General features: G+C 73.2%; 18 protein-coding genes and 1 other RNA gene. 15 read left to right on the top strand and 4 right to left on the bottom strand.

Features of this window, described 5'->3' with window-relative positions:
* The first annotated feature begins 12 nt into the window (after positions 1-12).
* From GWK15_RS06120 to GWK15_RS06145, 6 genes are all read left to right on the top strand, one after another.
* Complete coding sequence (locus tag GWK15_RS06120) at positions 13-270, top strand: DUF1272 domain-containing protein (RefSeq protein ID WP_168040061.1); 258 nt, start codon at positions 13-15, stop codon at positions 268-270.
* A gap of 11 nt (positions 271-281) precedes the next feature.
* Positions 282-674: a RidA family protein gene (locus GWK15_RS06125; protein ID WP_168040063.1), complete on the top strand. Its 393-nt coding sequence runs from the start codon at positions 282-284 to the stop codon at positions 672-674.
* A 128-nt stretch (positions 675-802) separates the two neighbouring features.
* Positions 803-1,117, top strand: a complete 315-nt coding sequence (locus GWK15_RS06130) for a YXWGXW repeat-containing protein (protein ID WP_168040065.1) — start codon at positions 803-805, stop codon at positions 1,115-1,117.
* Between the two features lie 67 nt (positions 1,118-1,184).
* Positions 1,185-1,592: a VOC family protein gene (locus GWK15_RS06135; RefSeq protein ID WP_168040067.1), complete on the top strand. Its 408-nt coding sequence runs from the start codon at positions 1,185-1,187 to the stop codon at positions 1,590-1,592.
* A gap of 18 nt (positions 1,593-1,610) precedes the next feature.
* The gene (locus tag GWK15_RS06140; RefSeq protein ID WP_168040069.1) at positions 1,611-3,023 is read left to right on the top strand and encodes a class II fumarate hydratase; all 1,413 of its coding nucleotides are present in this window, start codon (positions 1,611-1,613) and stop codon (positions 3,021-3,023) included.
* Entirely contained in the window at positions 3,020-3,238 is a 219-nt protein-coding gene (locus GWK15_RS06145; RefSeq protein ID WP_168040071.1) for a ribbon-helix-helix domain-containing protein, read from the top strand. The genes GWK15_RS06140 and GWK15_RS06145 overlap by 4 nt, the downstream gene beginning before the upstream one ends.
* A gap of 20 nt (positions 3,239-3,258) precedes the next feature.
* On the opposite strand, the gene GWK15_RS26530 is transcribed toward GWK15_RS06145, so the two are convergent.
* The 3 genes from GWK15_RS26530 to GWK15_RS06160 form a co-directional block, all read right to left on the bottom strand.
* Complete coding sequence (locus GWK15_RS26530) at positions 3,259-6,108, bottom strand: AsmA family protein (protein WP_168040073.1); 2,850 nt, start codon at positions 6,106-6,108, stop codon at positions 3,259-3,261.
* Entirely contained in the window at positions 6,105-9,710 is a 3,606-nt protein-coding gene (locus GWK15_RS06155; protein WP_168040075.1) for a hydantoinase B/oxoprolinase family protein, read from the bottom strand. Before GWK15_RS06155 ends, GWK15_RS26530 begins: the two co-directional genes overlap by 4 nt.
* Before the next feature lie 75 nt (positions 9,711-9,785).
* On the bottom strand, positions 9,786-11,408 hold the full coding sequence (locus GWK15_RS06160) for an FMN-binding glutamate synthase family protein (RefSeq protein WP_168040077.1): 1,623 nt from the start codon (positions 11,406-11,408) through the stop codon (positions 9,786-9,788).
* A 154-nt stretch (positions 11,409-11,562) separates the two neighbouring features.
* On the opposite strand from GWK15_RS06160, the gene GWK15_RS06165 reads away from it, so the two are divergent.
* From GWK15_RS06165 to GWK15_RS06175, 3 genes are read left to right on the top strand one after another with little or no spacing between them, the layout of a single operon-like run.
* On the top strand, positions 11,563-12,330 hold the full coding sequence (locus GWK15_RS06165) for a TerB family tellurite resistance protein (RefSeq protein ID WP_168040079.1): 768 nt from the start codon (positions 11,563-11,565) through the stop codon (positions 12,328-12,330).
* Positions 12,297-13,010: an N-acetylmuramoyl-L-alanine amidase gene (locus tag GWK15_RS06170; protein WP_338147200.1), complete on the top strand. Its 714-nt coding sequence runs from the start codon at positions 12,297-12,299 to the stop codon at positions 13,008-13,010. Before GWK15_RS06165 ends, GWK15_RS06170 begins: the two co-directional genes overlap by 34 nt.
* Position 13,011: 1 nt before the next feature.
* Positions 13,012-13,560 (top strand): nucleotidyltransferase family protein, encoded by a 549-nt coding sequence (locus tag GWK15_RS06175; protein ID WP_168040081.1) that lies wholly within the window; start codon positions 13,012-13,014, stop codon positions 13,558-13,560.
* Here GWK15_RS06175 and GWK15_RS06180 read toward each other — a convergent pair.
* Positions 13,557-13,817 (bottom strand): DUF1127 domain-containing protein, encoded by a 261-nt coding sequence (locus GWK15_RS06180; protein ID WP_168040083.1) that lies wholly within the window; start codon positions 13,815-13,817, stop codon positions 13,557-13,559. The genes GWK15_RS06175 and GWK15_RS06180 overlap by 4 nt on opposite strands.
* 116 nt (positions 13,818-13,933) lie before the next feature.
* On the opposite strand from GWK15_RS06180, the gene GWK15_RS06185 reads away from it, so the two are divergent.
* From GWK15_RS06185 to GWK15_RS06210, 6 genes are all read left to right on the top strand, one after another.
* Positions 13,934-14,839, top strand: a complete 906-nt coding sequence (locus tag GWK15_RS06185; RefSeq protein ID WP_168040085.1) for a LysR substrate-binding domain-containing protein — start codon at positions 13,934-13,936, stop codon at positions 14,837-14,839.
* 36 nt (positions 14,840-14,875) lie between these two features.
* Positions 14,876-15,276: RNase P RNA component class A (rnpB, locus tag GWK15_RS06190), an RNA gene on the top strand.
* A 314-nt stretch (positions 15,277-15,590) separates the two neighbouring features.
* A complete protein-coding gene (locus GWK15_RS06195) occupies positions 15,591-16,061 on the top strand; it encodes a division/cell wall cluster transcriptional repressor MraZ (RefSeq protein ID WP_168040087.1) in 471 nt (156 codons plus the stop codon).
* Entirely contained in the window at positions 16,058-16,996 is a 939-nt protein-coding gene (gene rsmH / locus GWK15_RS06200; protein WP_168040089.1) for a 16S rRNA (cytosine(1402)-N(4))-methyltransferase RsmH, read from the top strand. Before GWK15_RS06195 ends, rsmH begins: the two co-directional genes overlap by 4 nt.
* Entirely contained in the window at positions 16,993-17,832 is an 840-nt protein-coding gene (ftsL, locus tag GWK15_RS06205) for a cell division protein FtsL (protein WP_168040091.1), read from the top strand. Before rsmH ends, ftsL begins: the two co-directional genes overlap by 4 nt.
* A gap of 12 nt (positions 17,833-17,844) precedes the next feature.
* Positions 17,845-19,761, top strand: coding sequence for a peptidoglycan D,D-transpeptidase FtsI family protein (locus GWK15_RS06210; protein ID WP_168040093.1), 1,917 nt, complete (start codon positions 17,845-17,847; stop codon positions 19,759-19,761).

Here is a 19,761-nt window from a genome sequence, read left to right on the forward strand (position 1 = left end):
CGGAGGTCTCCCGTGCTCGCGCTCCGCCCCAACTGCGAATGCTGCGGCCGGGACCTGCCCCCCGCCAGCCGCGACGCGCTGATCTGTTCCTTCGAATGCACCTGGTGCGTCGACTGCGCCCGCACGAAGCTGCCGGGCGGGCTCTGCCCCAATTGCGGCGGCGAGCTCGTGCGCCGTCCGATCCGGCCGGCCGAGAAGCTCGGGAAATTCCCCGCCTCGACGGACCGCATCCACCGCCCCGAACGCTGCGGCGGCCCCACCACCGTCTGAGGACCGACGCCATGCCTCCACGCCGCCTCATCTCCTCCGGCTCGAAGTTCGAGGACCAGATCGGCTATTCGCGCGCCGTCGTCGTCGGCGACGACATCTGGGTCTCGGGCACCACCGGCTACGACTACGCGACGATGACCATCCGCCCCGACGTGGTGTCGCAATGTGACCAGGTGTTCCGCAACATCGCCGCGGCGCTCGAACAGGCCGGCGCCTCGCTTGACGAGGTGGTGCGCGTGCTCTTCATCGTGCCCGACCCAAAGGACTGGGAACCCTGCTGGCCGGTCATCAAGAGCTACCTGGGGCGCGCGCGCCCGGCCTCGACGCTGATCCACACCGCGCTGATGTCGCCCGAGATGAAGATCGAGATCGAGGTGACCGTGCGCCGCGGCAGCGCCGCCTGAGGCAACCCGTTCCGCGACACGACGTTACCCTTCGCAGCACACCCGCCCCGCCGCCGCCGCAAGGCACGGCGAGGTTCGGAGCCACGGGCGGGGCCGCACGGCCCCGTCCAGACGCGAAGGAGACCACGATGTCCACACGCCGGGGCCTGCTGGCCGCAATTCCCGCCCTTGCCGCAGCGGCGCTCGCCCTGCCCACGGCCGCCGAGGCGCAGAGCGTCACGCTCAGCTTCGGCCCGCCGCCGCCCCCGCCCTATGCCCGGCCCGTGCCGCCGCCGCGCCGCGGCTATGTCTGGGCACCCGGCCACTATCGCTGGAACGGCCGCCGGCATGTCTGGGTCGAGGGCCAGTGGATCCGCGAACGCCGTGGCCGGCACTACCGCGAACCGCAATGGGTCGAGCGCGACGGCCGCTGGGGCTACTACCCGGGCCGCTGGGACCGCTGAACCCGCGGGTGACAGGCGCGGCGCCGTTCTGTACAGGGCGGCCTCCGCCATCCGATCGGGACCTGTCATGCGCTTTGCCGTCGACCGCCTCGACCACCTGGTCGTCACCTGCCGGGACGTGACCATCTCGGCGTCCTGGTACCAGCGCGTGCTCGGCATGGAGGTCGAGGAATTCGGCCCCCATCGCCGCACCGCCCTGAAGTTCGGCGGCCAGAAGATCAACCTCCGCCCGGTCGAATCCACGCAGCAGGAATGGTGGACCGGGGCCGCCGGCGGCGTCCCGGGGACCGAGGATCTCTGCTTCATCGTCACCGTCGATGCCGAGCAGGTGATCGCCCACCTTCAGCGCTGCGGCGTCGCGGTGGAACAGGGCCCGGTCGCCAAGGACGGCGCCCTGGGCCCGATCACCTCCGTCTATTGCCGCGATCCGGATGGCAACCTGATCGAGATCGCGACCTACGGAACCGCCCCCTGAGGGACTAGATTACGCGTCATGACCACGACGCGCACCGAAACCGACAGCCTCGGCACCATCGAGATCCCGGCGGATCGCTACTGGGGTCCGCAGACGGAACGCGCCCGCGCGCTGTTCCGCATCGGCGATGCACGCCTGGACCCCGCCGTTATCCGCGCGACCGGCCTGCAGAAATGGGCCGCGGCGGAGGCCAACCGCCGCCTCGGCGAATTGCCCGAGGCGATCGCCGAACCCATCAAGGCCGCGGCCGAGGAGATCATCGACGGCCGTCGCGACGCCGACTTCCCCCTGCCCGTCTGGCAGACCGGCTCCGGGACCCAGACCAACATGAACGCGAACGAGGTCATCTCGAACCGCGCCAATGAGATGCTCGGCCAGCCGCTCGGCACGCGGACGCCGATCCATCCGAACGACCACGTCAACCGCGGCCAATCGTCGAACGATTCCTTCCCGACGGTGATGCACCTCGCCGCCGTCCATGCGGTGCGCCACCGCCTGCTGCCCGGCCTTGCCGCCCTGCACGCCGCGCTGACGGCAAAGGCCGTCGAATACGCCGACATCGTGAAGCTCGGCCGCACCCACATGATGGATGCGGTGCCGGTCACGCTGGGCGGCGAATTCGCCACCTGGGCCCGCCAGGTCGAGAACGGCATCGCCCGCGTCGCCGGCGCCATCCCGCGCCTGCTGCTGCTGCCCCAGGGCGGCACCGCCGCCGGCACCGGCCTCAACCGCCACCCCGCGTTCGACGAGGTGTTCTGCGCCATCGTCGCCGCTCGCACCGGGGAAGCCTACGCCCCCAACCCCGACAAGTCGGAAGGCATGGCCGCGCACGACGCCTTTGTCGAACTGCACGGGGCGATGAACACGCTCGCGGTCTCGCTCACCAAGATCGCCAACGACATCCGCCTGCTCGGCTCGGGCCCGCGCGGCGGCTTCGGCGAGCTGATCGTGCCGGCCGACGGCCTGTCGAGCAGCATCATGCCGGGCAAGACCAACCCGACCCAGGCCGAGGCGCTGACCATGGTCTGCGCCCGCGTCATGGGGAACCAGACCACCGTCACCTTCGCCGGCGCGCAAGGGCATCTCGAACTGAACGTCTTCAAACCGGTGATCATCGAGGCCGTGCTGGAAAGCGCGCATCTGCTCGGCGACGCCGCGCGGTCCTTCGCGACGCACATGGTCGCAAAGCTCACGCCGAACCGCGCGCGCATCGCCGACCAAGTGGCGAAGTCGCTCATGCTCGTCACCGCGCTCAACCCGCGCATCGGCTACGACAAGGCGGTCGCGATCGCGAAGAAGGCGCTGGCCGAGGACCTCACCCTCAAGGACGCGGCCCACCAGCTCGGCCACGTCGCGCCCGAGGATTTCGACCGCTGGGTCCGGGCGGAGGAGATGCTGCGTCCCGGAGGCCGGCTGGAGGGCGGCGGGTGAAGCCGCACCTCGCCAAGCGGTCCTTCAGCCTCGCCGGCCACCGCACCTCGGTCGCCCTCGAACCGGCCTTCTGGGCGGCGCTCGAGGCGATCGCGGACAAGCGCGGGCTCAGCCTCGCCGCGCTCGTCGCGGAACGCGACGCGGTGCGGGCCGAGGACGGCGCGCCGCTCGCGAGCACGCTGCGCGTCTTCGCCCTGGCCTCGCGAGAACCGTAGCGCCGCCGCCGCCGGAACCCTCAGCGCTCCGCCCGCCACCGCGCCCAGGGCGCCACCTCGGGCTGGCGCCGCGGCGCCTCCGCCGGTCCCGTGACGCGCAGCGCGATCGGCGGCGCGCCCTCGCCCGGCGGCTGCACCGCGAAACGCAGGTCGAGCGCGCCGCGCGTGATGTCGATCCGCCCCTCGATCGCGCCCGTCGCCCCGCCTTCGGCCGCGAAGCCGACGCCTTCCAGCGCGACTTGCCCATCCGCCGCCCGCCAGCCGCCGGTCAGGCGATCGAGGGCCGTCGCCCCGCCCTCCAGCGCCTCGCGCACGCCCTGCTCGGCCGCCGCGGCATCGTCGCGCGCGGCGGCGGCCGCGGCCCCCGCCAGCGCGACGCCCCCCAACACGCCGTTGGCCAGCCCGAAGCGCCCTTCCCCGGTCAGCGTCGACAGCAGCGCCGCCGCGCCGTGCCCGCTGGCAGTGAAGCGCCCCTGCGCCTCGACCTGGCCCGAGGTGACGTCGAAGGGCGTGCCGAACAGCGGCCCGGTCAACGTCGCCCCGCTCAGCCCCAGGGACCCCGAGAAGACCGGCGGCTGCGCCACCGCGTCGAGCGCGAGCCGCCCTTCCAGCGTCCCGCCGCCGAGGCCCGCGCGGAGCCCGTCCAGCGCGGCCTTGCCGTCCTCGACGGTCAGCCGGCCCGTGACCGCCTGCAGCACCGGCAGGTCGGGAATGACGACCTCGGCCGCCTCGATCGCGACATCCGCATCGACCCGGCCGACCGGTGCGACCACCAGCGGCGGCGCCTCGCGCCCCGGCACGCCGGGCAGCGGCAGCCGGTCCGCCACGATGCGCCCGGTCAGGCGCGGCCGCGCGCCGTCCAGCGCCAGGGCCAACTGCCCCCGCGCGCGAAGCCCGCCGGCGACCAGTTCCATGTTCTCCGCAGCCAGGCTGCCCGGCGCCACGTTGAGCGCGGCGACCATGGACAGCGATCCCTCGCCCATCCACGCCGGCGGCTCCGCCAAGCCCAGCAGGGAGACGAGGCGCGGCGCCCCCGGATGGCGCAAGGTCAGCGACCCGCTGCCCCGCCCCTGCCCCAGGACCAGCGTCCCCTGCCCCGCCACGCGCAATTCGCCGAGCTCGCCTTCCGTCGTCACCGCGAGCGCATCCGACGGCCCGGTGCCGGTCAGGCGCAACCGCAGCGGCTGGGCGAGCAACGCATCCGGCAGCCCGGCATTCGGCAGCAGCGCCTGAGCCACGCCGCTTGCCGTCCCGCCGCCGAGATCGAGCGTGACGTCGGTGAAGCGCGGCGTCGCGCCGAAGGCGGCGGTGCCAGCGAGGCTCACATCGTCCTCCCCCAGCCGCGCGGCGGCGCGGCGGATCGTCACCCGGCCCTGCTCCACCGCGGCATCGAGGCTCGCGCGCTCGGCGCGGATCCCGGCCCAGGCGATGGTCTCGGCCGCGAGGCGCAGATTTGCGTCGAAGCCCGGCGGCGCGCGCAGCGCCTCGAGCGGCGCGAGGCGTTCCGGCAGCAGCCCGTCGAGGTCGAGCCGGTCGAAGGTCAGCCCCGCCGCCAGCACCGGCCGCGCGCCGAAGCGCAGCACGCCTGCCCCGCTCAGCCGCGCGCCATCGACCATGCCCGCGAGTTCCGGCACCGAGAGTTGCGCCGCGTCCAGCGCCACCCGCCCGGTCGCCTCGAAGGCGCGCAGGCGCGTCGCGGCGAAGCGGTCCACCGGCACGCCGAAGGCGGCGAGCGTGGCGCGCAGGCTCGCCCCGCTCGCCTGCCCCGACAGTTCCAGCCTGCCGCCCTGCGCGCTGCCCGCGGCGATGAGCTGCGCCTCGCCGGGCAGCATGGCCGAAACGTTGGACAGGACGAGACGATCGCCCTCCCGCATCACGCCGCCGCGCAGGCCGCGCAGCGTCGCGCCATGGAAGGCCGCGACCTCGGCCGACAGGTCGAGACCCACCGGGATTGGCGGCTGCGGCGCGCGCCGCAACGCCGCGACCCAGGCATCGAGATCAAGCCGCGCCAAGGCCAGCGCGACGTCGAGCCGCGGTTCCGGCGCGAAGCGGAAGGTCGCCGCCCCGCGCCCGGTGACGCCCGCGATGTCGAGGGCGAGGTCGTCCGCGGCCGCGAGTTCCCCCGTTACCGCGAGCCGCCCCGTCGCGCGGAAGGCGCCCGACGGTGCGGCGAACAGCGTCGCGATATCGCTCCCCGAAGCCTCGACCCGCCCCTCGAAGCCACCCTCGGCGACCAGCACCCCGCGCGCCGAGGCCGAGGCCCCCGTCACGCCCAGCACGACGTCGAGCGTCGCGACACCATCGTAGCCGGGCCGCCCGACCACCGCCTCGAAGCGCACCGGCGCGCTGCGCCAGGTGAAGCTGCCTTCGATGCGCACGGCGTCGAGCGGGCCGGGTGCGGCGAGCCGCGCCGCCACGCCTTCGAACACCGCGCCGCCCACGGAGACGCGGCTCGATTCGATGCTCGCGTCGAAATCGGTCAGCCAGGGCGGCGGGCGCAGCGCGCCGATGGTCTCGGGCGGCCAGGGCAGGCGGATGTCGGCGCCGACCAGCACCAGGTCGCGCGGTTCGAACCGCCCGAACAGCAGCGGCAGCAGCCCGAGCCGCAGCCGCAGCGCCCGCGCCGTGATGCCGAGCCCCTCCCCGTCCGGCGTGCCGACATGCACGCGCGACGCCTCGACCATCGGCTGCGGCAGCAGCGTGACGCGCAGCGGACCGCCAAGCCCGACCGGCCGGCCGAGCCGGGCCTCGACGATCGCCGCGACGCGCATCCGCTGCGCCTCCCAGTCGAGCATCCGCGGCCCGAACCAGGCGAGCGCGAGCAGCGCCGCCGGCAGGGCCAGCAGCAGCAGGAGCGCGCGACGGCTCACCCGGCGGGCGGCCCCCAGCCGCCGCCGCCCGGCGTCTCCAGCCCGAAGACGTCGCCGGGTTGCAGGGAGGCGCGGTCGCTGCCCTTCAGCACCTGCACCGCGCCATCCGCCCGTTCCACCCATTGCCGCCCGGCCGCGCCGTCCCGCCCGCCATGCAGGCCATGCGGCGCCACGTCGCGGCGGGAGGCGACGATCACGGCCTCCATCGGGCGGAGGAAGCGGATGCGCCGGCGCGACCCGTCGCCGCCGCGCCACTGCCCTGCGCCACCCGAGCCGCGACGGATCCCGAATTCCTCGAGCCGCACCGGGTAGCGCAGTTCCAGGATCTCGGGGTCGGTCATGCGCGTGTTGGTCATGTGCGTCTGCACAGGGCCGGTGCCGTCGAAGCCGGGGCCGGCGCCGGTGCCGCCGCAGATCGTCTCGTAATACTGGTAGGTCGCGTCGCCGAAGATGAAGTTGTTCATCGTCGCCTGGGCGGAGGCGCAGGCGTCGAGCGCGGCGAGCACCGCGTTGCAGGTCATCTGCGAGACCTCGGTGTTGCCCGCGACGACCGCCGCGCCGGGGCGCGGCGAGAGGAAGGTGCCTTCGGGGATCACGATCTCCAGCGGCTTGAGGCAGCCGTCGTTGAGGGGGATGTCCTCCCCCACCAGGCAGCGGAAGCAGTAGAGCACCACGGCCCTGCACACGGCGGAGGGCGCGTTGAAATTGTCCGGCCGCTGCGGGCCGGTACCGGTGAAGTCGATCACCGCGCGCCGGTTCGCATGGTCGACGCGCACCGCGACCCTGAGCGGCGTGCCGTCGTCGATGGTGGTCGCGAAGGCGCCGTCCGGCAGGCGTTCCAGCACGCGACGGACGGATTCCTCGGCATTGTCCATCACGTGACGCATGTAGGCGCGCACCGTGTCGAGGCCGAATTCCGCGACCGCGCGCTGCAGTTCCTGCACCGCCTTCTCGTTGGACGCCACCTGCGCCTTGATGTCGGCGACGTTCACGTCGGGGCTGCGCGCGGGATAGGTCGCGGCGGCGAGGATGGCGCGGAACTCGGCCTCGCGGATCCTGCCGCCATCGACCAGCAGGAAATCGTCGATGACGACGCCTTCCTCCTCGAGCGTCTTCGATCCTGGCGGCGTCGAGCCGGGCGTCAGCCCGCCGACATCGGCGTGATGGCCGCGGCTGCCGACGAAGAACAGGATCTCGCGCCCCGCCTCGTCGAAGACGGGGGTGATGACAGTGATGTCCGGCAGGTGCGTGCCGCCATTGGACGGGTTGTTCAGCGCCACCACGTCGCCGGGCTTCAGGGTCGTACCGCGGGAACGGATGACGGTCCGCACGCTTTCGCCCATGGCGCCGAGATGCACCGGGACGTGCGGCGCATTCGCCACCAGGAAGCCCTGCGCATCGAAGATCGCGCAGGAGAAGTCGAGCCGTTCCTTGATGTTGACCGAGAGCGAGGTGTTCTGCAGCACCGCGCCCGCCTGCTCGGCGACATTCATGAAGAGGTTGTTGAACAGCTCGAGCATGACCGGATCGGGCCGCGAGGCATCCGCGAGCCGCGCCGCCGCGCGCTTCTCCGTCCGGCGCAGGACCAGGTGGTTGCGCGCCGTGATCTCGGCGGTCCAGCCGGGCTCGACGACGGTCGTCGCATTGGCCTCGCGGATCAGCGCCGGGCCCTTCAGCCGATCGCCGGCATGCAGCGTGTCGCGGTCATAGACGGGTGCTGCGTGCTCGGCGCCCTCGGTGAACAGCGGCACGGTGTCGATGACGGCGGGCGCGTCGCCGCCGGCACGCGCGGGCAGCGCGGCTTCGTTCACCTGCTCGCCGGGCATGGTGACCTCGGCGATGCAGGCCTCGACCACCACCGGGCGCTCGGGTGTCGCGAAGCCGAAGCGGCGGCGATGCGCGTCGGTGAAATCGGCGAGGACCGTCGCGTGGTCCCCGAAGGCTACCGGCAGGAAGGCGTCGGTGCCGGCGTAGCGCAGGTGCAGGCGCCGGGCGACCTGCAGCCGCGCCGGATCGGCCCCCTGCCGGAGCAGTTCCGCCCGCCCCTCCCCGGCCAGCGCGTCGAGCCGCGCGGCGAGGTCCGCCATGCCCTCGGCCGAGAGCGGCGCCTCGACCGCGCCCTCCCGGATCGCGGCCTGGTCGGCGAGGCCCATGCCATAGGCCGACAGCACGCCGGCGAAGGGATGGATGAACACCGTCTCCATCCCCAGCGCATCCGCGACCAGGCAGGCATGCTGCCCGCCCGCGCCGCCGAAGCATTGCAGCGCGAAGCGCGTCGCGTCGTGGCCCTTCTGGATGCTCACCTGCTTGATCGCGTTCGCCATGTTGGCGACCGCGATGCGCAGGAAGCCTTCCGCGACCTTGCGCGGGTCCTGCGGCGTGCCAGTCGCGCGCGCGATCTCCGCGGCGAGCGCGGTGAACTTCTCCCGCACGACCTCGGCATCCAGCGGCTGGTCGCCGTCCGGGCCAAAGATCGCCGGGAAATGCCGCGGCTGGATCTTGCCGACCATGACGTTCGCGTCGGTCACCGCGAGCGGCCCGCCGCGCCGGTAGCAGGCCGGCCCCGGCACCGCGCCGGCGGAATCCGGCCCGACGCGCATCCGCGCCCCGTCGAAATGCAGGATCGACCCGCCGCCGGCCGCCACCGTGTTGATCGCCATCATCGGTGCGCGCATGCGCACGCCGGCGACCTCGGTCTCGAAGGCGCGCTCGAACTCGCCGGCATAGAGCGCGACGTCGGTCGAGGTGCCGCCCATGTCGAAGCCGATGATGCGCTCGAAGCCGCCCATCCCCGCCGTGCGCGCCGCGCCGACGATACCCCCGGCCGGGCCGGACAGGATCGCATCCTTGCCCTGGAAGCGCCCGGCCTCGGTCAGGCCGCCATTGGACTGCATGAAGTACAGCCGCACGCCCGGAAGTTCCGATGCCACCTGGTCGACGTAGCGGCGCAGCACGGGCGAGAGGTACGCATCCACCACCGTCGTATCCCCGCGCGGCACGATGCGCGGCAGCGGGCTCGCCTGGTGGCTGAGCGAGACCTGGGTGAAGCCTTCCTCCCGCGCGATCTCGCCCAGGCGCATCTCATGCGCCGGATGCGCCCAGGCATGCATCATCACGATGGCGACGGCGCGGATGCCATCGGCGAAGCCCGCCTTGAGCGCCGCCCGCGCCGCGGCCTCGTCCAGCGGCTCGATCTCTGCGCCATCGACGGCGACGCGCCCGCCGACCTCCGTCACGCGCTCATGCAGCAGTTCCGGCAGCCGCACGTCGAGGTCGAACAGCCGCGGCCGCGCCTGGTTGCCGATGCGCAGCATGTCGGCGAAGCCGCGGTTGACGATCAGCAGCACGCGTTCGCCCTTGCGCTCCAGCAGCGCATTGGTCGCGACGGTGGTGCCCATCTTCACCGCGTCGATCGCGCCGGGCGGGATCGACGCACCCGGGGCGACGCCCAGCACCTCGCGGATGCCCGCCACGGCGGCATCCCGGTAGCGCTCGGGATTCTCGGACAGCAGCTTGCGGGTGGACAGCCGCCCCTGCGGGTCGCGCGCGACGATATCGGTGAAGGTGCCGCCGCGATCGATCCAGAACTGCCAGCCGGCCATGAGGTCCCCGTCCTTGCGTGAAAGCCGGCCGGAGAATGCGAGCCCGGCCGCCCCAGGACAAGCCGGACCGGCGCTTCAGGCCGGGGCGAAACGGTCCGGCCGCGCCATCGCCCAGGCCGCCGCGAAGCGGGGATCGTCCGTCCCTTCCAGCAGCGCGCCGGGCCGCAGCAGGGGATAGAGCGTCGCGAAACTCGCCACCTCATGCTCCGAGATGCGGCGGAACAGGTGCTCGCGCCGCACCTCGCCCGGCGCGTCGAGCCCCGCCGCGGCCACCAGCTCGGCCAGCGCATGCAGCGTCTGGGCGTGGAAATTCGCCACCCGCGGCGCCTTGTCGGCGATGACCAGCGCCCGCTGGCGCGTGGGATCCTGGGTCGCGACGCCGGTCGGGCAGCGATCGGTGTGGCAGGACTGGGACTGGATGCAGCCCAGCGCGAACATGAAGCCGCGCGCGGCATTGCACCAATCCGCCCCCAGCGCCGTGGCGCGCACGATGTCGAAGGCGGTGACGATCTTGCCGCTCGCCCCGATGCGGATGCGGTCGCGGACATTGATGCCGACCAGCGCGTTGTGGACGAAGTCCAGCCCCTCCCGCAGCGGCGTGCCGAGGTGGTCCATGAACTCCATCGGCGCGGCGCCGGTCCCCCCTTCCTTGCCGTCCACCACGATGAAGTCGGGATAGATGCCGGTCTCGAGCATGGCCTTGCAGATGGCGAGGAATTCCCAGCGATGCCCGATGCAGAGCTTGAAGCCCGCGGGTTTCCCGCCCGACAGGCGCCGCATCTGCGCGACCATCTCGAGCAGCCCGATGGGCGTCGAGAAGGCGGAGTGGGAAGAAGGCGAGATGCAATCGACGCCCATCGGCACGCCGCGCGTCGCGGAGATCTCGGGGCTCACCTTCGCCGCCGGCAGCACGCCGCCATGGCCGGGCTTGGCCCCCTGGCTCAGCTTCAGCTCGACCATCTTCACCTGGGGATGCGCCGCCGTCTCGGCAAAGCGCTCGGGCGAGAAGCGCCCCTCCGGCGTGCGGGCGCCGAAATAGCCCGACCCGATCTCCCAGATGATGTCCCCGCCCGGGGCGAGGTGATGCGGGCTCAGCCCGCCCTCCCCGGTGTCATGGGCGAAATTGCCCCGCCGCGCGCCCTCGTTCAGCGCCCGGATGGCATTGGCGCTGAGCGAGCCGAAGCTCATCGCCGAGATGTTGAAGACCGAGGCCGAATAGGGCCGCGCACAGTCCGGCCCGCCCACCGTCACCCGGAAATCCGCCGACGGCACCGGTCGCGCGGCGATGGAATGCAGCAGCCATTCATAGCCGCAGTCATAGACCTCGAACTGCGTGCCGAAGGGGCGCTTGTCCGGCTGTGTCTTGGCGCGCTGGTAGGCCACGGCGCGCTGGTCGCGGCTGAAGGGCGTGCCCTTCTTCTCGTCCTCGAAGAAGTACTGCCGCATCTCCGGACGGATATCCTCGAGGATGAAGCGCAGATGCGCAGCGATCGGGTAGTTGCGCAGGATCGCGTGGCGCGTCTGCGTGATGTCCCGCACGCCCAGGGCGGTCAGCCCCCCGAACAACCCAAGCCCCGGCAGCCACCAGGCCCAGGCGCCGGGATTCGTGGCGAGGCCGGCTAGGAAGACGAGGCTCGCGGCCGCGGCGATGGTCAGGGCGATGTAGCGGGGCGTGAAGGCCAGGTGCCAGGGCTGCATGACGGGCGATTCCCTCCGGGGTCTCGCAACGCTAGCGGAACGCTCGCACCCTGGTCAGGGGCGGCGGTGCGGCGACCCGTGCGGCCCGTGCGGCAGCGCACGCCGCGCGAAGCGCCTGACGCGGGCGCGGCGGCGTGCTAGCACGGACGCGACGATGAGCTTCTGGGGCAAGATCCTGGGCAGCATGGCGGGCTTCGCCATGGGCGGGCCCTTCGGCGCGATGGTGGGCGCGGCGCTCGGCCATGCCGCGGACCAGGGCACCGGCCCCGGCGGCGCCCGCATCCCGCCCAATGCGGCGGACATGGTCCACATGCTCGGCGGGAAGGAGAACCTGTTCTCCTTCGCCATCGTCGTGCTCTCGGCCAAGCTCGCCAAGGTCGACGGCCCGGTGAAGCGGGCCGAGATCGACGCCTTCCGCCAGATGTTCCGGGTGCCCGAGGAATCGCTGCGCGATGTCGGGCGCCTGTTCGACCAGGCGCGCGAAAACGCGGACGGCTGGGAATCCTTCGCCGACAAGCTCGGCGAGGCCTTCGCCGACAACAAGGCGATGCTCGAAGACGTGCTCGCCGCCCTGGTCCGCATCGCCCGCGCCGACGGGCCGGTGACGCGCTCCGAGGGCGACATGCTGCGCGGCATCCATGCGCGCTTCGGCCTCGACCGCGCGGCCTGGGAACGCGCCAAGGGCGGCACGCCGCGCGGCGTGACCGCGCAGCAGGTGGAAGACCCCTACCGCATCCTCGGCCTGACGCGCGACGCGACGGATGAGGAAATCCGCGCCGCCTGGCGCCAGCTGATGCGGGAGAACCACCCCGACAGCCTCGCCTCCCGCGGCGTGCCCGAGGAGTTCGTGAAGCGCGCCACCGCGAAGGTCGCCGACATCAACGCCGCGTGGGACCGCATCAAGCGGGAGCGCGGCCTCTGACGCTGCGCGTCGTCGACGCCTCGAGCCCCAACCAGGACGACCGCCCCGCCGGCGTCCCGGTTGATACGCTCATCCTGCACTACACCGGCATGAAGACCGGCCGGGAAGCCATCGACCGCCTGCGCGACCCGGCAGCCAAGGTCTCCTCCCACTACGTCGTCGAGGAAGACGGTACCGTCGTCCGCCTGGTGCCCGAACATCGCCGCGCCGCCCATGCCGGCATCTCGCACTGGCGCGGGAACGCCGCGCTGAACGGCCGCTCGATCGGCATCGAGATCGTCAATCCGGGCCACGAATGGGGCTACCGCCCCTTCCCCGCGCTGCAGATGGCCGCCGTCTGCGACCTCTGCCTCGACATCCTCGCCCGCCACCCCATCCCGGCGCGCAACGTCGTCGCGCACAGCGACGTCGCGCCGGACCGCAAGCAGGACCCGGGGGAATTGTTCGACTGGGAAGGCCTGGCGCGGAACGGCGTCGGCATCTGGCCCGCCCGCGATCCCGCGCCGCCGCCCGAGGCCGAGACACAGCCGTTGCTCGGCGCCATCGGTTACCGGACGGACCTGCCGCTCTCCGTGCTCGTCACCGCGTTCCAACGCCACTGGCTGCAGCACCGCACGGACGGCATCGCGGATGCGGAAACCCGCGCCCGGATCGCCGCCGTCGCCGCGCTCTGCGGCTGACATGCCGATGGATCTCGCGGGCTTCGTCGCGCGCGAGCCGCATGTGATGCAGGCGCTCGCCGCCGTCGCGTCGCACGGCCCGCGCGGCGCCTGGATCGGCGCCGGCCTGCTGCGAAACGCCGTCTGGGACCGGCTTTCCGGCCGCGATCCTGACGCGATCCCCCCCGCCGATATCGACGTGGTCTTCTACGACGCCACGGACCCGACCGCCGCGCGCGACGCGGCCTCGGAGCAGGCCCTGCGCGCCGCCGCACCCGGCCTTCCCTGGTCGGTCGCGAACCAGGCGCGGATGCATGGGGGCAACGGCCATGCCCCCTACGCGAGCGTCGCGGATGCCATCGCCTATTGGCCCGAGACCGCCACCGCCGTCGCGGCGCGGCTCGGGCCGACGGGCATCGAGATCCTCGCACCCTGGGGCGAGGCGGACCTCTTCGCCATGATCGCGCGCCCAACGCCGGCCCATCGCGCCGACCCGGCGGCGATGCTCGCCCGCATCGCCGCCAAGGGCTGGGCCGCGCGCTGGCCGGCGCTGCGGATCAGGCTCGACTAGCGGTTTGCCGGATCACGCCACCACGGCAGGATCGGATCCGGACTGGCGTGCCCGAAACGCGCGGCGCGGTCGATGTCGCTGCGCGTGATGCCGATGTCTTTCAGCATGCGGTCTTCCATCTCCGTCATCAGGGCGCGCGCGCGATGGCGCTCGACGATCGCCGCCAGCGCCAGCCAGACTCGCGTCGCGATGCCGGGCGCGGTCTCGCGCCGGCCGCTCGCGGCACGGATCGACAGGGCAGAGGGCTCGACGGACATGGGTCTCTCCATCGGCGCGGGGGTTGCGGTCCACGCCGTGGGAAAAGCCTTGCGCGCAAGGCATGGCTCGCGGAAGCGCCTAGCAATCACGCCGGACGTGAGGAATACTCACACCTATGCGCCCCACCCGCCTGCCGAGCATGGAGCAGCTCCGCGCCCTCGACGCGGCGCTGCGCGCGGGGTCCTTCGGACGCGGCGGCGCCGCGCTCGGCCTGACGCATGGCGCGATCAGCCGACACATCGCGGCGCTGGAGGCGATGCTCGGCGCCGAGCTCTTCGCCCGCGGCCCGCGTGGCGCCGAGCCCACCGCCCTCGCGCTCCGCTACCACGCCGAGGTCGCCCCGCTGCTCGCCGCCATCGAGGAGGCGACGCGCCGCGCCGCGAGCCCACGCCGCCGCCGCGCGCAGGACGCCGCCGGGGAAGTCCGTGTCGGCCTCGTCCCCTCCTTCGCCGCGCGCTGGCTGCTGCCGCGCCTGCCCGCCTTCACCCGCGCACATCCCGCGATCCGCGTCGACCTTGTCGCGACGACCGAATTGCAGGATCCGGGGCGCAGCGGCCTCGATTTCCTGATCCGCTACGGCGTGCCGCCCTGGCCGGGGCTCGAGGCCGAGCGGCTGCTGCCGGAGACGCTGCGCCCCGTCTGCGCGCCCGGCTTTCCCTTGCGCGGCACGCCGTCGGTGCGCGCCATCGCGACGCGCCTGCCGCTGCTCTTCGACACCAATGCCGACACCTGGGAGGCTTGGCTCGCCGCGGCCGGCTGGACCGGACCGCGGCCGGCCAACGGCACGGTGTTCAGCGACTACACACTGACGCTCGAAGCGGCGGCCGCGGGCATCGGCCTCGCGCTCGCGCGCGGCGACCTCGCGGATCGCGAATTGCTGTCCGGGCGGCTCGTCTACGCGCATCCGCTCGTCGCACCGGGGCCGCGCGCCTTCCATCTCGCGAAGCCGGCGGGGCCGTTGCGCCGCCCGGCGCAGGCCTTCTGGGACTGGCTGCGCGCGCAGGCCGCGACCTCGGCTTGACGCGCGCCCCTGGGCGGGCGCACACCGCGCCCGGCGTCAGACGGCCGGGCGGCCGCTGGCGCGGGAGAGATCCCGCGCTGGAGGAAAGTCCGGGCTCCACGGGACTACGGTGCCGGTCAACGGCCGGCGGGGGCGACCCCAGGGAAAGTGCCACAGAGAACAGACCGCCCGGACGGCTTCGGCCCGCCGGGCAAGGGTGAAACGGTGGGGTAAGAGCCCACCGCGCTTCCGGCAACGGCGGCGGCACGGCAAACCCCACCGGGAGCAAGGCCGAATAGGGGCGGACGGCGAGGCGCCGAAAGGCGCTGACGCAGGGGCGGTCCCGCCCTTCCGCCCGGGTTGGCCGCGCGAAGCCCGCAGCGATGCGGGCTCCAGAGGAATGGCCGTCCGTGCCCGCAAGGGCACGACAGAACCCGGCTTACAGGCCGTCTGGCGCCGCCTTGCGCACACCATTCCGCGATTTCATTCGCCACGCTTCAGCAGGGCATGCAGTCTCGCGCCGCAAGCATTTCGATTCATGTTGTTTTTCGAATCGCATATCTTTCCGGAAGCAACGTTTCTCGCTTGCTGTCCCGGATTTTCCCATGTTATCCCATGTCATCCCGTGAGGGTCCCACAGCGCTCGGGGGGGCGAGCGGGGCACGGAGCGGGATGGTCGGGCGAGCCGGCGGGGTCGGGGGGCCTCGCCGGCCGCTGAACCGGGGCGGAACAGCTTAATTCGGCGGCATCGCGCAGCCGGCAGCGGGGGGCGATGACCCAGTTCCTGGGCACGCACAAGGGCAAGCTGGACAAGAAGGGCCGCATCTCGGTCCCGGCCCAGTTCCGCGCGGTCCTCGAGGCCCTCGGCACCGCCGACATCGTCCTCTTCCCCTCCTTCCGTCATCCCTGCATCGAGGCCTGGCCCGCGCCCGCCTTCGCCGCCCTGTCGGCCGGCCACACGCGCCTCGATGTCTTCTCCGACGCATCCGACAACCTCGCCGCCGCGCTCTTCGCGACCGCCCATCCCGCGCGCCCGGATGGCGAGGGCCGCCTGGTCCTGCCCGAGGATCTCGTCGCCGAGGCCGGCCTGTCCGAAGCCGTCTCCTTCATCGGCGCGAACCAATGCTTCCAGATCTGGGACACCGAGCGCGCGCTCGCCCATATCCGCGACGCCCGCGCCCGTGCCCGCGACTTCCGCCTCACGCTTCCATCCCCCGCGCGCGGCGACGGAGAGGCGCGATGAGCGGCCATCTCCCCGTGATGTTGCGCGAGGTCCTCGCAACTCTCGCCCCGCGCGACGCGGCGACCTATCTCGACGCGACTTTCGGCGGCGGCGGCTATTCCACGGCTATCCTCGAATCCGCGCCGCGCTGCACCTTGTTCGCGATGGACCGCGACCCAGACGCGATCGCGCGCGGCGCCGACCTCGTCGCGCGCTACGCCCCCCGGCTTCACCTGATCGAGGGCCGCTTCGGCGACATGCTCGAACACCTCGACGCGCGCGGCGTCACCGCGCTCGACGGCGTGGTCATGGATCTCGGCGTGTCCTCCTTCCAGCTCGACCAGGCCGAGCGCGGCTTCTCCTTCCGCGCCGACGGCCCACTCGACATGCGGATGGAGAAGTCCGGCCCCTCCGCCGCCGACCTCGTGAACACGCTTCCCGAGGCCGAGCTCGCGGACATCCTCTTCCGCCTCGGCGAGGAACGCTTCGCCCGCCGCATCGCGCGCGCCATCGTCGAGCGCCGCAAGACCCAGCCCTTCGAGACCACCGGCGACCTCGCCGCCCTGGTGCGCTCCAAGGTGCCGCGCGATCCCTCCGGCATCGACGGCGCGACGCGCTCCTTCCAGGCGCTGCGCCTCGCGGTGAACGACGAGCTCGGCGAGGTCGAGCGCGGGCTCGAGGCCGCGGCGCGGCTGCTCGCCCCGGGTGGGCGGCTCGTGGTCGTCGCCTTCCATTCGCTCGAGGACCGCATCGCCAAGCGCTTCATGGCGGATGCCGCCGGGCGCTCCGGCGGCGCCTCGCGCCACGATCCCGGCGCGCTGACGCAGCGCGCGGCACCCCGCTTCCGCCTCGTCACGCCGCGCGCGCTGCGCCCGGCCGATGACGAGACGTCCGACAACCCCCGGGCCCGTTCCGCGCGTCTGCGCGCGATCGAACGGCTGGAGGAGGCCGCATGATCCGACCCCTGACCCTGCTGAGCATGGTCGCCGCCGCCGGCGCAGGCCTCTACCTCTACCAGGTGAAGCACTCGGTCGCGCAGCTCGACCGGGAACTGCGCAACATCAACCGCCAGACCGAGCAGGCGCGCGAGCGCACCCAGGTGCTGCGCGCCGAATGGGCGCTGCTGAACGAGCCCGAGCGCCTGCGCCAGGTCGCGCAGCGCCACCTGCCGCTCGAGCCGATGGCCCCGACGCAGTTCGTGCGCATGTCCGAACTGGAACGGCGCCTGCCGGGCCCGCGCGCCTTCGCCGCGCCCGCCTCGCTTTTCGCGCCGACCGAACCGCCCGGCGACGGCCGCGCCGCGCCGCTCGCCATCGCCGCCGCCGAACCGCGCAACCGTGCGCCGGTTGCCGCAGCCGCCGCAGCCGCCGCCCCGGTCGCGCCCGCCGCCGCCGAACCCGCGGCTCCCGAGCCTGCTGCCACCGCGGTCGTGGTCGCCGCGATGGCGCCCACCGCCGCCGCGGCCCCGCCCGGCCTGACGGCGCCCGCAGCCGCGGCCGTCGCCGTCGCCGCCGTGCAGGCCACCCGCCCGGCAGCGCCGCGCACGCCCGAACACCAGCCCCCGCGGCTCGCCAGCGCCGCGGCTCCCCGGCCAGCGCCGGTGCCGGCCGCGCCGCGCCCGCCCGTGCAGCGCGCCCTGCATGTCGAGCAACCGGCCCAGGCCACGCCGGTGCAGCGCGTCGCCGCGCCGCCGATCACCTCCGTCCTCGCCACCGGCGGACCAGCCCTCGCGCCGCCCGTGCCGATCTCCCGCGCCTCCGCCGCCACGCTGTCCGGCGGCACCGGGCGGTAGCCGCCGCGGACCATGACCCACATCCCCCCCCACGCTCCGGTCGCCGCGCCGGCCCCGCATTCGGCACCCGCCGATGCGCCGATGCTGCGGCGCCCGGTGATGCCGGCCGATCCGCCGCGCGCCGTCGTCCGCGTCACCCAGCCGGACCTGATGCGCCGGGCGATCCTCGACAAGACGCGCGGCCGCCTGGTGCTCGCGGCCATCGGCTTCGCCGGGCTGTTCGGCGCCGTGGCGCTGAAGCTCGCCATGGCGACGGTGATCCACCCGGCCGAGCCGCGCCGCGCCGCCGCCCTGTCCCGCCCGCCCGCGCCGCCGGCCGAGGCGCCGGTCGCGCGCGCCACCGTCACCGACCGCAACGGCGAGATCCTCGCCGTCTCGCTGCCGCTGACCGCGCTCTATGCGAACCCCCGCCAGATCGAGAACGCCCCCGAGGCCGCCGACCGGCTCCGCCGCGTGCTGCCCGAACTCGACCGCGAGCGGCTGATCCAGCGCCTGTCGGGCGAGCGGCAGTTCGCCTACATCGCCCGCGCCCTGACCCCGCGCCAGGTCGCACAGGTCAACACCCTCGGCATCCCGGGCCTGTATTTCGAGGAAGCCGAGCGCCGCTTCTTCCCGCAGGGCCGCACCGCGGCGCACATCATCGGCGGCGTCGACGTCGACGGGAACGGCATCGCCGGCGTCGAGCGGTCCTTCGACCAGCGCCTGCGCGGCCAACCCAACGAACGCCTGCGGCTCTCGCTCGACATCCGCGTGCAGCTCGCGCTGCGGGAAGCGGTGCAGCGCGCGATCGACGAGTTCAACGGCATCGGCGGCGCCGGCGTCGTGATGGACGTCAACACGGGCGAAGTGCTGTCGATGGTCAGCCTGCCCGACTACGACGCCAACGACGTGGGCGCCGCCACCAACGACCAGCGCTTCAACCGCGTCACCGTCGGCGTCTACGAACCGGGGTCAACCTTCAAGCTGCTCACCGCCTCGATGGCGCTGGAGAACGGGCTGCAGCCCTGGCAGGGCTACGACGCCTCGCGCCCCATCTCCGTCGGCCGCTTCACCATCAACGACTATCGCGGCAAGGGGCGCTGGCTCGCCCTGCCCGAGATCCTCGCCTATTCCTCGAACCTCGCCTCGGCGCACATGGCGGCCGCGGTCGGCGTCAACCGCCACCGCGAATTCATGCAGCGGATGGGCATGACCTCGCGCCTGCGGATCGAGATCCCGGAGACCGCGCTGCCGCTGGTGCCCGGCCAGCGTACCTGGCGCGAGCTGAACACCATGACCATCGGCTTCGGCCACGGCATCTCGGTCACGCCGCTGCATGTCGCCATGGCGGGCGCGACCATCGCCAATGGCGGCATCCTGCGTCAGCCGACCATCCTCGCCGTGCCGCCCGGCACCCAGCGCGAGGGCACGCGCGTCATCAGCGAGCGCACCTCCGAGATCATGCGCCGCATGATGCGCCTGGTGGTGACCGACGGCTCGGGCCGCGGCGCCGACGTCCCCGGCTACTTCGTCGGCGGCAAGACCGGCACGGCGCAGAAGACCGGTCCGCGCGGCGGCTACCTCGAGAACAAGCGCATCGCCGCCTTCATCGGCGCCTTCCCGATGTATGCCCCGCGCTACGCCGTCTACGTCATGGTCGACGAACCCAAGCCGAACGCGCGCAGCCATGGCTTCGCGACCGCCGGCTGGGTTGCGGCCCCCGCGGCCGGCATGGTGATCTCCCGCATCGCCCCGATCCTCGGCATGCTGCCGGAGCCGGTCACGCCAGAGATCACGCGCGCCATTACCATGCCGATGAACGGGCGCGGCATTCCCGGCTATGCGCCGCCGGCCGCGACGCCCGCGACCCGGCCGACCGCGCCGTCGCGTCCTTCCGCCCAGCCCGCCGCCGCCGCGCCGCAGCGGGAGGCGAGCCTTGCACCTCGGTGA

This window comes from Neoroseomonas oryzicola, from assembly GCF_012163135.1.
In the GTDB taxonomy this organism is placed as follows: Bacteria; Pseudomonadota; Alphaproteobacteria; order Acetobacterales; family Acetobacteraceae; genus Neoroseomonas; species Neoroseomonas oryzicola.

Excerpts from the sequence above, each read along its gene's own strand:
- GWK15_RS06125 (WP_168040063.1), top strand. The coding sequence starts at position 282 with ATGCCTCCACGCCGCCTCATCTCCTCCGGCTCGAAGTTCGAGGACCAG.
- GWK15_RS06130 (WP_168040065.1), top strand. The coding sequence starts at position 803 with ATGTCCACACGCCGGGGCCTGCTGGCCGCAATTCCCGCCCTTGCCGCA.
- GWK15_RS06135 (WP_168040067.1), top strand. The coding sequence starts at position 1,185 with ATGCGCTTTGCCGTCGACCGCCTCGACCACCTGGTCGTCACCTGCCGG.
- GWK15_RS06140 (WP_168040069.1), top strand. The coding sequence starts at position 1,611 with ATGACCACGACGCGCACCGAAACCGACAGCCTCGGCACCATCGAGATC.
- GWK15_RS06155 (WP_168040075.1), bottom strand. The coding sequence starts at position 9,710 with ATGGCCGGCTGGCAGTTCTGGATCGATCGCGGCGGCACCTTCACCGAT.
- GWK15_RS06160 (WP_168040077.1), bottom strand. The coding sequence starts at position 11,408 with ATGCAGCCCTGGCACCTGGCCTTCACGCCCCGCTACATCGCCCTGACC.
- GWK15_RS06165 (WP_168040079.1), top strand. The coding sequence starts at position 11,563 with ATGAGCTTCTGGGGCAAGATCCTGGGCAGCATGGCGGGCTTCGCCATG.
- GWK15_RS06175 (WP_168040081.1), top strand. The coding sequence starts at position 13,012 with ATGCCGATGGATCTCGCGGGCTTCGTCGCGCGCGAGCCGCATGTGATG.
- GWK15_RS06180 (WP_168040083.1), bottom strand. The coding sequence starts at position 13,817 with ATGTCCGTCGAGCCCTCTGCCCTGTCGATCCGTGCCGCGAGCGGCCGG.
- GWK15_RS06185 (WP_168040085.1), top strand. The coding sequence starts at position 13,934 with ATGCGCCCCACCCGCCTGCCGAGCATGGAGCAGCTCCGCGCCCTCGAC.
- GWK15_RS06195 (WP_168040087.1), top strand. The coding sequence starts at position 15,591 with ATGACCCAGTTCCTGGGCACGCACAAGGGCAAGCTGGACAAGAAGGGC.
- rsmH (WP_168040089.1), top strand. The coding sequence starts at position 16,058 with ATGAGCGGCCATCTCCCCGTGATGTTGCGCGAGGTCCTCGCAACTCTC.
- ftsL (WP_168040091.1), top strand. The coding sequence starts at position 16,993 with ATGATCCGACCCCTGACCCTGCTGAGCATGGTCGCCGCCGCCGGCGCA.
- GWK15_RS06210 (WP_168040093.1), top strand. The coding sequence starts at position 17,845 with ATGACCCACATCCCCCCCCACGCTCCGGTCGCCGCGCCGGCCCCGCAT.